Annotated in this window: 13 protein-coding genes; 3 read left to right on the top strand and 10 right to left on the bottom strand. The window is 30.2% G+C overall.

What is annotated here, in order from left to right; genetic code table 11:
• Positions 1-56: 56 nt before the first annotated feature.
• From MHZ36_RS11830 to MHZ36_RS11790, 9 genes are all read right to left on the bottom strand, one after another.
• Entirely contained in the window at positions 57-503 is a 447-nt protein-coding gene (locus MHZ36_RS11830) for a Dps family protein (RefSeq protein WP_239231870.1), read from the bottom strand.
• Positions 504-687: 184 nt separating this feature from the next.
• Entirely contained in the window at positions 688-1551 is an 864-nt protein-coding gene (gene rbsK / locus MHZ36_RS11825; RefSeq protein ID WP_239231869.1) for a ribokinase, read from the bottom strand.
• 28 nt (positions 1552-1579) lie between these two features.
• Positions 1580-1963, bottom strand: coding sequence for a thiol-disulfide oxidoreductase DCC family protein (locus tag MHZ36_RS11820; protein ID WP_239231868.1), 384 nt, complete (start codon positions 1961-1963; stop codon positions 1580-1582).
• A gap of 248 nt (positions 1964-2211) precedes the next feature.
• The gene (locus MHZ36_RS11815) at positions 2212-3582 is read right to left on the bottom strand and encodes an EVE domain-containing protein (protein ID WP_239231867.1); all 1371 of its coding nucleotides are present in this window, start codon (positions 3580-3582) and stop codon (positions 2212-2214) included.
• Positions 3583-3655: 73 nt separating this feature from the next.
• The gene (locus MHZ36_RS11810; protein WP_239231865.1) at positions 3656-4636 is read right to left on the bottom strand and encodes a YeiH family protein; all 981 of its coding nucleotides are present in this window, start codon (positions 4634-4636) and stop codon (positions 3656-3658) included.
• Between the two features lie 211 nt (positions 4637-4847).
• Entirely contained in the window at positions 4848-5075 is a 228-nt protein-coding gene (locus tag MHZ36_RS11805) for a hypothetical protein (protein ID WP_239231863.1), read from the bottom strand.
• 28 nt (positions 5076-5103) lie between these two features.
• Positions 5104-6039 (bottom strand): mannose-6-phosphate isomerase, class I, encoded by a 936-nt coding sequence (gene manA, locus MHZ36_RS11800; RefSeq protein ID WP_239231861.1) that lies wholly within the window; start codon positions 6037-6039, stop codon positions 5104-5106.
• 639 nt (positions 6040-6678) lie between these two features.
• Complete coding sequence (locus MHZ36_RS11795; RefSeq protein WP_239231860.1) at positions 6679-7374, bottom strand: FadR/GntR family transcriptional regulator; 696 nt, start codon at positions 7372-7374, stop codon at positions 6679-6681.
• 183 nt (positions 7375-7557) lie between these two features.
• Positions 7558-8217 (bottom strand): SDR family oxidoreductase, encoded by a 660-nt coding sequence (locus tag MHZ36_RS11790; RefSeq protein ID WP_239231858.1) that lies wholly within the window; start codon positions 8215-8217, stop codon positions 7558-7560.
• Between the two features lie 153 nt (positions 8218-8370).
• Between MHZ36_RS11790 and MHZ36_RS11785 the strand changes: the two genes are divergently transcribed.
• Together MHZ36_RS11785 and czrB are read left to right on the top strand one after the other, a co-directional pair.
• Complete coding sequence (locus tag MHZ36_RS11785; RefSeq protein WP_239231856.1) at positions 8371-8670, top strand: ArsR/SmtB family transcription factor; 300 nt, start codon at positions 8371-8373, stop codon at positions 8668-8670.
• Positions 8671-8689: 19 nt separating this feature from the next.
• Positions 8690-9658, top strand: a complete 969-nt coding sequence (czrB, locus tag MHZ36_RS11780) for a CDF family zinc efflux transporter CzrB (RefSeq protein ID WP_239231855.1) — start codon at positions 8690-8692, stop codon at positions 9656-9658.
• A 133-nt stretch (positions 9659-9791) separates the two neighbouring features.
• Here czrB and MHZ36_RS11775 read toward each other — a convergent pair whose 3' ends face one another.
• Entirely contained in the window at positions 9792-10523 is a 732-nt protein-coding gene (locus MHZ36_RS11775) for a metallophosphoesterase family protein (protein WP_239231854.1), read from the bottom strand.
• 130 nt (positions 10524-10653) lie between these two features.
• Here MHZ36_RS11775 and MHZ36_RS11770 point away from each other — a divergent pair, with 130 nt between their 5' ends.
• Positions 10654-11712 (top strand): hypothetical protein, encoded by a 1059-nt coding sequence (locus MHZ36_RS11770; RefSeq protein ID WP_239231852.1) that lies wholly within the window; start codon positions 10654-10656, stop codon positions 11710-11712.
• Positions 11713-11985: the final 273 nt, after the last annotated feature.

Genomic DNA, 11985 nt, shown 5'->3' with positions numbered 1-11985 from the left:
AAAGCTTAAATCGCTTGATTCACAAGACATCTATATCTACTCGTTTTAATTTTAAATTATTGACCTAGGTATGATTTTAACATCCAATTATGTTTTTCAATGTTTGTTTGCATACCGATAAACATATCTTCTGTTACATCATCTTCTGCTTTAGATGCAACCTCAATTGCTTCTTCTAATTGTTTTGATACATTCGTAAAGTCTTTAGAAAGTTCTTCTACCATTTCTTCTGCTTTATATCCTTTACCAGCTTCTTCAATAATTGAAAGCTCTAAACTTTCTTTCAAAGTAGCTACAGGGTTACCACCTACAGCTAAAATACGCTCAGCTAAGTCATCTACATAACCGCTCGCCTCATCATATAATTCCTCAAATTTAGTGTGTAAAGAAAAGAAGTTTGGTCCTTTTACATACCAATGGAAATTGTGTAGTTTAGTAAATGCTACTGTCCAGTTTGCTACTTGTTGATTTAAAACTTTTACTACTTCTTGATTATTTGCCATAAATTAACCTCTCCTTATTATCTATACTTTACCTTTTATTTAGGTTGTTTTCATCTCCTGATTACAATAACTATTATATTATAATAATTATAATCTGTAAAGAGATTTCCCTGACTTAATTATAATAATTATAATCTAGATAATATAACGTCACATATTAGACAAATACCCTAAATCAAAACTTTTAATCTAGGTCTTTTCTGTATGGCATTGCACCTTGAGCACCTAAACCTGTGACAGAATAACTACCCGCAAGGTTAGCAAAATTTACTGCTTCCACCAATTGTTGATTCTCATTTAAAGCTACAGCTAAAGCACCATTAAATGTATCACCAGCACCTGTAGTATCTACTACTTCTTTTTTAAATCCAGATACCTGTTTAACACCGTTATTATAGAATATCGCTCCATCCGCACCTTTTGTTACAATCAATTTTTCAGGATATTGCTTTAAGGCAGCTTCTACATTATTTTCAAATAATAATTCACTTTCAGTTTCATTTGGTGTTAACCATGTTACTTTATCAAGTATGTCTTTTTTTACTTTACGATATGGCGCAGGATTTAACATAACTTGAATCTTTTTCTCCACAGCAAAATCTACAACTGCTTCTATCGTTTCCTCTGGAATCTCATGTTGCATTAGTATAATGTCCCCTGTTTGAAATTGCTCTAATTTAGGTAGTACACGTTCTGCAGTAACATATTTGTTTGCTGCAGGTACAACTATAATTCTATTATCATTTTCATATAATGTAATATGGGCAGTGCCTGATGTTTCATTTTCGATTACATCAATAAATTTAGTATTTACATTATTTTCTTTTAGATTATCTAATATTTGTTGACCATAAGCATCATTACCTACAGCACCAATCATATATACATTGTTACTTAGTCGTGCAGCAGCAACAGCTTGGTTTGCGCCCTTTCCACCAGGCGCTGTAAAGAATGATGTTCCCATCACTGTTTCACCATTTTGTGGTATATTATCAGTCTTTACTACTAAATCAATTGATGCACTACCTATAATTATAATATTTCCCATTGTCTGATCCTCCGTTGCTATTGTTCTTTTAATCTATAAAAAACGATTGCTCATATGCATTCGGTTTATGCCAATGTGTCTTCCACATCCGATTTCTATTATTTGCAAAGGTGTTGTAACCAAATTCCCTTAAAAATTTAGGCGTTAATCTGAGCAAGACTCCTAGCCATTTATAACTAGTTAAAGAAGTTATCAAAGTAGCTATAGCATCTGATTTAAATTCAAAGTGATTGCCATTTTGTAAGATAACACTATTTTTCACATCCGCTTCAGGATAATTATCAAATAAAGTTTGTGCTGTTTGACCTTGTAATCGAGCAAACTCATATTTTTTCGACAATCCATTTTGAATCAACCAAATTGCATAGTTATAGCAGTACACACAGTTACCATCATAATATATTATTGGCATATCATTTCACTCCTATTAAAAATTTCAATACCTTGCACATTTTATTCCTTTATATATATTATATCCTAAATCCATAATAATAAATCATAATATGTTCACTCAAATATCAGTGTTTTACACATTTAAATTATAAAAAATACCACTTTTGTAAAACAAGCTCAAATTCCCTCAATAGGTATAAAGCTGTGCTTAGTTTACAAAAAGTGGTAGTACTTTTTCGATATAACTTATATTATTAATTAAATGCTTTAATCGTCTTGTTTAACTTTAACGATTCGCGTATATTTCAAGAATTGCTCAGTATACTTATGTTTAATTTCATTTAAATCATCATACGTAATACCTACAATATGCCAATTTGGATTAAAATGATAATATGAATCTTTCTTTCTCGACCATTTTATCATATTTCCTTCTTTATTATATCTTGGCATTGTCATTTCATAGCCCTCTAACACATTTATATATGTTTGAAAAATATCAACATCGATTCGATTAAAATTATCAATCACTAAATAACTTTTATCTTTACGTGGCATTAAATTTGTAATAAATCCTTCGCGATAATACAACGCGCCTGATTCATTAGGTAGGTATTTTCCATACAACATATCTTCTGAAAAATCTGGATGACCAGCTACTAACACAGGATTAGCATTTGTTTTTTGTAATAAATCTTCAGCTGCTTGCAATCCTTCTCCTTTATCAGCGACTAATAAAATAAACGGCTTTAAATCTTCACTAAGTGTATCAATGACTTGTTCATTTTTAACCATTTCAAATTGCGATTTAAGTCCATCATTTTCACTCATTTCAATAATTGCTTCATATTGTGTCTTTGACATACTGGCAATTGCTTGTTTAGCATTCTCTTGTAAGAAATAAAGGTTTTTTAATTTTGGATGCTTATTTAATGTACCAAGAGATACAGGTTCTATTTCTTTTTCAAAATATATTTCAATTGCAGTACTATTCGTTCTTCCTGGAATTGGTGATTTTTCGTGTATATGTCTACTTACTTCGCCTATACCAATCACTGATTGATCCCTTTTTCTATTATAAAACACTAACTGATCACCAATTTCTAATTGTGTATAGAAATGATAACCATTACGTTTAATACCATTATATGTATGTGTAAAAATCGTATGTGTTGTTTCAGGCTCATACTCTTCTTCTTCTGAAACAAAAAAGTATCTCGGCACTTTAGTCTCACCTTTACCAAGGCTAACAATTAAATCAAACTCATCCTTAGTAATCTGATTAAATAATGTTTCTTTCATATTACTCATTCTAAACTCTAATTGTTCACTACGCTTTAAATAATCTGCAGTTAGTGGTTTAAGTTGTTCTTGTAATTGAAAATGCACTCGAATTTTATTCTGTGCACCTGTTTGAACACTAGTTATTTGACCAAAGCCCAATAAACCAGTATCCATCTGCACTTGATAAAATATAACACAGTCCCCTACTTTTGCTTGTTTGAATGATCGGAAACCTTGCGAAGGACTGAACTGTGCACCTGACTCAAATAATGTCGTTTGTCCTACTAATGGTTCATTATGATTCCAGCGATTATATCCGCAATTCAACCAAAAATAACTTGTTTCCTCTGCCATTTAGATACTCCTTATCTCAATTTATAAATTCTATCTTTCCTATTATATGCAAAAATTGCTTGTTGAACAAACATTACATTAAGTTAATTATTTTCAATGTGATGATACTTGTGACGATGACGACAATCCATGTCACTAGACCTAATAGTATTGGTTTTATGCCTGTACTTTTAAACTGTTTTAAATTAACTGTTAAACCAATTCCTGCCATTGCCATTGTTATTAAAAATACAGATAATTGTTGAAATATATTTATAACAAATGCAGGGAAATGAAAAACAGTGCTTATTATTGATGCAATTACAAACCAAAGAATAAACCAAGGAAAAATATTTTTAATTGCAACATCTGTATTTTGTTCTTGTTCTTTTTTTATAGTTCTATAAGTAAAATATAGGACGACGGGAATAATCATTAGTGTACGGGTTAATTTAACTATTGCGCCTATTTCTAATGCTTTATTTCCATAACTTGAAGTAGCTGCGATGACACTAGATGTATCGTTAATTGCTGTTCCACCAAAATAACCAAAGGTCATTTGATTCATATGTAATATGTGTCCAATAGGTGGAAAAATAAATACAGCAATTAAATTAAATAAAAAAATGGTTGATATTGCAAAGGCTACCTCACTTTCCTTTGCTTTAATAACAGGACTAGTGGCTGCAATTGCTGATCCACCACAAATCGATGTACCAACACCAATTAATATACCTAAATTTTCATTCACTTTAAATAGTTTCATAAAAAGAAAAACAGTGAAAAATGCAGCAAATAAAGTAATAATTATAATTGGTAATGACTTCCATCCAACAGTACCAATCGACTGAAAGCTCAGACTAAAACCTAGCACAACAATGCTATAATGCAGTATTTTTTTGCTACTAAATTGAATTCCTGCTTCATATTTTTTTGGTATCCAAATTATATTATTAATTATAATACCTATGATAATTGCAAAAATAGCACTACCAATAACTGGAAATTTACTTCCTAATATCGTTGCAACCATTGCAATTACTAAAGTCATAATCATGCCTCTTACTTTTTTCACTGTCACCATTCCTATCTTTAAACCTTCAATTCAAATTACTACTTTAAATAATTGCTCAATACTAATAATTAAGTATATATTATGTTAAATTTTAACTAAATCCTGTACACATTCTTTTAAAATTTCAAATTACTGTATAAATATTATACAACATTCATAAAAAAAGTATCTATCACATTAAATAATGTACAGATACTTTGATATTAAACTATTATGTCACTGTAAATGCACCTAACAAAGGCATTACATTGATAAGGATACCACCCAACCTTAACATTCCACTTATCTTTTTGTCTTTTATTGTCATTATAGCAGAGATTATTCCAATCAAACTTATAATGACTGGAATCGTAAGATTAGGATAGTGTGGTATTTTTAAAAAGATTCCAGCACCAGAAATAATGCCGCATACTAACGAAACATATAAAAATTTGTACATCGAGCATCACTCCTTATCACTATATGTATTATAAATAACTTATAATTAATTCAAAATCGCCTTCAAATATTGTATCTAAATCATCTGAAGTTAGTATGAAATTTTGACCTTTAGTTAAATTATAAACTTCACCATCAACAATAACTTGGCCATCTCCATCAATAACCGAAACCAATACAAATTCTCTAGGTTTCATATAGTTAAGTGTTCCTGAAATTTCCCATTTTACCATTGTAAAAAAGTCATTTGAAACCAATTGTGTACGCCTATGATTTTCAATAATTTCAGTATCTGTTGAAATGTTAATATTTTCTGTCGAAATCTCGATTACATCTTTTGCTTTTTTATGATCTAATGGACGCTTTGAATCATTTTCTGTACGATCATAATCATAAATTCGATAAGTAACATCAGATGATTGCATTGTTTCATATACTAAAATACCTGCACCGATAGAATGCACAGTACCAGCTGGAATAAAATAAAATTCCCCAGGCTTAACTTTTACTTTGTTGAATGTTGATTCATACGCAGCATCGTCCAAAGCTTCTACCGCTTCAGATTTTTGTTCTACCTTTAAACCATATATAATTTCTGCGTCTTCTTCAGCAGATATAATATACCAACATTCTGATTTTCCGTATTGTCCAGCCTCTTTTTCAAAAGCATACGCATCATCCGGATGAACATGGACTGATAGTGATTCTGTTGCGTCTACAATTTTAGTCATTAGTGGAAAATCTTTACTAGGAAAATCACCAAACAACTCTCTATGATTATTCCATAATTGATCTAAGGTTTGTCCTTTATATGGACCATTTAATATCTCACAATTACCATTTGGATGTGCTGATATACCCCAAGCTTCTCCTGTTTTATCGCTAGGAATATCATATCCTAAAGATTTTAATTTTGTTCCACCCCATATTTTTTCATGAAATACAGGTTTTAGAAATAACGCCATGACTTACACCTCCATATGCTCTTAATAATTTATTTATATCTATTTTAAAATGTGTTATTTATTTATAAATGACTTATCCATCGTATTGCTTACACGATTATTATTGTATCATAATTTAATCCTAGTTATAAAAAACGACTAATTTTTGACACATTTCCAGTTAATTCTAATTACTCATTTCATTACTATAGTAATACATTATCGCACCGCATTATCATACAATCTAATTTACCAAAACTAAAATATTAAAAAATAAAATCTGCTTAAATTGGTTTAAAATTCTACTTGCTTTCTCAAACAAAGTGATAGTATAATAATCTTCGGGTTACGTAATGTGCCCTGCGCTTTCTGTATATTGCGTATAAGGTAGTTAAAGATTAATTATGCTCATGAAAAGGTTGATTAACCTTTTCAACAATATAAAATTTGCTAGGAAGTCCAAACATTTTATTGTTTGGACTTCTTTTTATGTATAGCCATATAAGTACTATTAAATTTAATCATTTCGTTTCTGCAAACTAATCATTATTATAGTTATATTTAAGCATACATATTACAAGTTCCAATTACTATATATTTATTACATACTTAACGAAAGGCATAACAAAAATTAAAAATCTAAAGTAATTATCGTAAATATTATGCCTTGAAATTTGTTAAAATAGTTTCTTTTACTTCAGTTAAATGCGCATCCATTGCTTTGACTGCCTCAACAGCATCTTGGCTTTTTATTGCATTGTATATATTCACATGCTCTTCATGCAATCGATGCATCGTTTTTTGAGCACTGTATATAAATATTTTACGTGTTTCTTCCATGGAATCTTGAATCAATCCTGAAATATTATTTAACAATTCTACTAACAATGTATTTTTCGCAGCTTTAGCGATAGAAAGATGAAATTGTAAGTCCGCTTTTTCACCAGAGGTGCCATCTGTTACTGCTTTCCCCATATCATCTAATGCTTTTTTCAATTGTTCCATATCCTTATCGTCTCTTAATTGAGCCGCTTTTTCTACTGTAGCACTCTCTACAATTTCTCTCAATTCAAGTAATTCTTTAATTTGTGCTAATGAAGTAAATTTATCACCTAATTCAAAGAACGTCGGCTTTACCTGTTTAATAAATGTGCCATATCCTTGTTTGAGTTCAATAACACCAATTGTTCTCAAAGCATTGAGCGCTTCACGAATAGAGGCCACACTTACGCCATATATTTGTGCCAACTGTTGTATCGAAGGTAGACGATCTCCAACCTTATATTCACCTGATTTTATGCGTTCTAATATGATATCTGCAACTTGTTCGTATATTTTTGTGTTTGAAATCTTCATAATAACCTCCACACGATATGTCTTATTGTATCAAATTTTAATACGTATGAACTCAAAAATGAATAACTTTATCAATAAAAAAGACCAATTCGCACTAATATGCAAATTGGTCTATCATATATTTTAAGAAAATTTAATCATTCTAACTAATACTAAAATCATTTTATTTACTTCAAGTTGCAATTATGATTTCGCAAAATCTGACAAAGCGGATTTAACATCTTTATCGCCACTAATAATTTGGAACTCTGTATTATTATAGCTATCTGATAATACGACTTCTTTTAAAACTGTTGCTACATCTTCACGAGGTATCGTACCACGACCTTCAAAGAATGCAGCAGCTTCCACTTTATTATTCCCTGCTTCATCTAATAAGCCACCAGGATGAACAATTGTATAAGGAACTGTTGCTTGTTTTAAATATTCATCTGCATAATGTTTAGCAATCGTATATGGTTTCAAACTACCACTTGCATCAAAGGCTTCTCTACGTGAATCATAAGTAGATACCATTACATATTGTTTTACGTTGTTTGCTTCACTGGCTTTAATCGATTTAATCGCACCATCTAAGTCAACACTTATCGTTTTATCTGCTCCTGTGCTACCACCTGAACCAACTGAAAAAATAACTTTGTCAAAACCTTTAATTTTTTCAGTAAGTGTGTCGATATCATCCGCTTCAACATCGATTAATAAACTATCAACACCTTGTGATTTCAATGCCTCTGCTTGCTCTTCTTTTCTAACACCAGCAGTAAATGCTTCATTGCTTTCTTTAAATTGATTTACTAGATGTTTACCAACGCCACCATTTGCTCCAATAAGTAAAATACTCATATCAACGTTACCTCCTTATTTTCTTCATAATAAAAGTCTACCACTTTTATAAGAATTTAAAACTAAAACAACTCACACTTATAAGATTGACAAAATAATCACAAAACATTAATATATGAATAAATGTTCATATATTAATAAAGGAGTTGTATTATGACAGAACAAATCGACAATCAAACGCTAGAAAAAGTTACTGAGATATTCAAAGCATTAAGTGACGGTAATCGCATTCGAATTATGCATCTATTGACACATGGCCCATGTAGCGTTGGTCATATTGCCCATACACTTCAATTGAGCCAATCTAATGTTTCACACCAATTACGAACGTTGAAACAAGCACATTTAGTTAAATCGAACCGTTCTGGTCAATCTATGATTTATAACTTAGATGACACACATGTCACTACTTTATTAAATCAAGCGATACATCACGCAACACACAAATCTTAAGAGAAAGGTGGCATTTTAAATGTCAAATCATCACGGACATAATCATGCACATAGCCATGTGCACACAAATAATAAAAAAGTCTTATTATTTAGCTTTATTTTCATAGGTTTGTTTATGATTGTTGAAATTATTGGTGGATTTTTAGCAAATAGTTTAGCATTATTATCAGATGGTATGCACATGCTGAGTGATACAGTTTCTCTAGGTGTTGCATTACTTGCATTTATTTATTCTGAAAAAAACGCAACGAAATCAAAAACATTTGGTTATAAGCGATTCGAAATATTAGCTGCTTTATTTAATGGTGTAACCCTTTTTGTTATAGGAAGTATTATTATTATTGAAGCCATAAAAAGGTTTTTCGAACCAGAAAATGTCCAATCAACAGAAATGTTTATCATTAGTCTTATCGGTCTGTTGGTAAATATTATTGTCGCATTGTTTATGTTTAAAGGTGGCGACACATCTGACAATATCAATATGCGCGGTGCATTTTTACATGTACTAGGTGATCTGTTAGGTTCCATTGGTGCTATTATTGCTGCAATATTAATTTGGACTTTTGGTTGGTATGTCGCCGATCCGATTGCAAGTATAGTTGTTTCTATATTAATTATTAAAAGTAGTTGGGGAATAACAAAATCATCAATAAATATTTTAATGGAAGGTACACCATCAAACGTTGATTTAAATAAAGTGATTGAATCAATTAAAAGTGAACCTCAAATACAAAGTGTACATGATTGCCATGTTTGGACAATTTCAAATGAGATGAATGCGTTGAGTTGTCATGCAGTGGTCGATAATGAAATGTTAATTGCTGATGGTGAGCAGTTACTACGTCGTATAGAACATGCGCTTGAACATTTAAATATACAACATATGACAATACAACTAGAGACAAAATCTCACAAACATGAAGAAACGACACTATGTTCTAATGTTTTAAATTCTAATGATCAAGTAAGTCATATACACACACATTGATGCAATATAACATGAATACTATAATAAAAAGCCTTACTAAACGTTTCAATTAATGATTTACATCATTAATAACGCTTGAGTAAGGCTTTACTATTTTGACAATCTATTTAAAAGTAATTCTAAACAATCATATTTAAATAAATTTATCAAAGATTAACGATTTTCCTGGTACTTGCTTTTCATCAAAGCCTTTTAGAAATTCTTCATTATCATATGGCACCTTAATACGATCACAAGATATTTCATTATCATCTATCGTGACAATTCCATATACGGCATATGCACCATTATTTAAACCTACAGATCCCGGATTGAAATAAATTGTAGACTTATCATCAAATAAATGAATTGTATGATTATGACCGAACGCGATTAAATCTGCTTCTTTATCATCAAATAATTGCTTGATATTATCTTCTGATGGTTCAACAATTGGACTATATGGTTGACCATCAATTGGTGTTTTTAATTTTTCATTTTCTATTTCATAATGAATAAAAAGTAATTTTTGATTATGAATGGTTTGTTCAATAACTCGCGGCAAATTATTCAATGTGTCGTAATAATCCTCATCAAGATGATTTTCAATCCATTGATGATGTTCATAGAATTTATCTTTTAGGTCTTCTGGGTAAGGTGTCTCATTCACTAATGACATAACTGCTTCGTCATGATTTCCCGCAATAATTTCCATATCATCTCTGTCAAATATTGCATCCAATACTTTATTTGTTTCATGGCCCACACCAATATTGTCACCTAAGTTATAAATTTTAGAAATATCACCTCGTCTATCAATATCATCTAAAACTGCTTCCAACGCATCATAATTTCCATGAACATCCGTAATAATTGCAAATTTCATGTTTTTGCCACCTTTCTTTCATACTCAATTGGATATTTTAACATTTTATTACGATTTTACTAGCTATTAATTTTAAATTCTTCAAATTTTTGATATCGTATTCTTATCATCAAAAAGGAGTGCTTAAATTTTGTTTAAATTTCATAAACTAGCTTTACAAAATGCTAAACCACAAAATGCTAAAGTTTTATTATTTACATTAGTGAGTTTTGTAATACTATTTGCATTAACTTATTTAACTTTAATACCAATGCAAACATCAATATATAACTTTGTTATGTCAATGGCAATGCAACAACCAATAGGGAAAGCGTTGTTCGTGCTTATATTGACGATTTTAATTCCATTAGTTGTTATTATCTTTGTAGCTTACCCTATTATTGCTGGAACTATTTACACTATAGATAAAGCAATTAACAAAGACAAGACAAATTTCAAAGATATTTTTTCTGTTTTCAAAAAAGGGAAATATTTAAAAGCAGTTAAACTATCATTATTCACTTTATTATTTATCGTAATTTTTATGGCTATTAATTTATTATTAGCTAAATTATTAAACTTAGGAATTGTGAACTTGTTCACTGCATTACAAGGTCCAATTAGTGGAGCTGATCATGCGCTAGCAATTTCGTTAACTTTCCAAATTGTAGCTGCAACATTAGTTGCTTTTATTCAATCGTTCATTATTTGGTTTATGATAATCGTAGTTATCAATTATACTGTTGCATTTATTAAAAAACCTGAAAATGGTGCTTGGACTTCAGTTAAAAATGGTTTCAAAGGAATTAAAAATGGACAAAAAACTTGGTTCAAATTCTTCCTTGGTATATTATTACTAAACTTGGTTGTTATTATACTAGCGAATCCCGTGAGTCAGTTGATTTCAATCGGTACGGGTGGCATTTCACAAAACGTCGCAACGGTTCTAATTTATATCGTAACTATAATTGTAATTTTAGTTCGTTTATTCATTTACTATCTAAATATTTTAGCAATTATTCAGTATTATAATCATGATGGTCAAAAATTTGAAACTGATTCAAAACAAACATCTAAAGTAAGTAAAAGTGTTACTAATACTACAGAAAAAGCAAAATCAAATGCAACAGAACACAAGGATTCAGCACAAGAACATATAAAATCAGAAGGTTCAAAGCTAAAAGACAATTTGAATAATACAGAAAAATAATTTTATTCATTCGTTCAAATCATAAAGTTAAAGCTTAAAAATGTTGTAAAATAAAATAATTTCACATTTATAAACAACGACAAATTCTATTTTCTTTCAATAGAATTTGTCGTTTTGTTTTTATATGGTCATTCAATGTACAGTGTTCTTGAGCTACATGATACAAATGTATTATAAGTGATCGAACAAAGTGCTACGAGCCGAATTCCTATGCAATCAGTAACGTTCAAAGTTGTTAGATTTTAAATAAAAAAGAGAGCAAATCTATTACAG

The organism is Staphylococcus sp. ACRSN (genome assembly GCF_022346615.1).
In the GTDB taxonomy this organism is placed as follows: domain Bacteria; phylum Bacillota; class Bacilli; order Staphylococcales; family Staphylococcaceae; genus Staphylococcus.
This window is presented reverse-complemented; position numbering and strand designations above follow the sequence as displayed.

Coding starts and splice junctions, on each gene's coding strand:
- MHZ36_RS11805 (WP_239231863.1), bottom strand. CDS start 5,075: ATGTACAAATTTTTATATGTTTCGTTAGTATGCGGCATTATTTCTGGT.
- MHZ36_RS11790 (WP_239231858.1), bottom strand. CDS start 8,217: ATGAGTATTTTACTTATTGGAGCAAATGGTGGCGTTGGTAAACATCTA.
- manA (WP_239231861.1), bottom strand. CDS start 6,039: ATGGCGTTATTTCTAAAACCTGTATTTCATGAAAAAATATGGGGTGGA.
- MHZ36_RS11815 (WP_239231867.1), bottom strand. CDS start 3,582: ATGGCAGAGGAAACAAGTTATTTTTGGTTGAATTGCGGATATAATCGC.
- czrB (WP_239231855.1), top strand. CDS start 8,690: ATGTCAAATCATCACGGACATAATCATGCACATAGCCATGTGCACACA.
- MHZ36_RS11795 (WP_239231860.1), bottom strand. CDS start 7,374: ATGAAGATTTCAAACACAAAAATATACGAACAAGTTGCAGATATCATA.
- MHZ36_RS11820 (WP_239231868.1), bottom strand. CDS start 1,963: ATGCCAATAATATATTATGATGGTAACTGTGTGTACTGCTATAACTAT.
- MHZ36_RS11785 (WP_239231856.1), top strand. CDS start 8,371: ATGACAGAACAAATCGACAATCAAACGCTAGAAAAAGTTACTGAGATA.
- rbsK (WP_239231869.1), bottom strand. CDS start 1,551: ATGGGAAATATTATAATTATAGGTAGTGCATCAATTGATTTAGTAGTA.
- MHZ36_RS11830 (WP_239231870.1), bottom strand. CDS start 503: ATGGCAAATAATCAAGAAGTAGTAAAAGTTTTAAATCAACAAGTAGCA.
- MHZ36_RS11775 (WP_239231854.1), bottom strand. CDS start 10,523: ATGAAATTTGCAATTATTACGGATGTTCATGGAAATTATGATGCGTTG.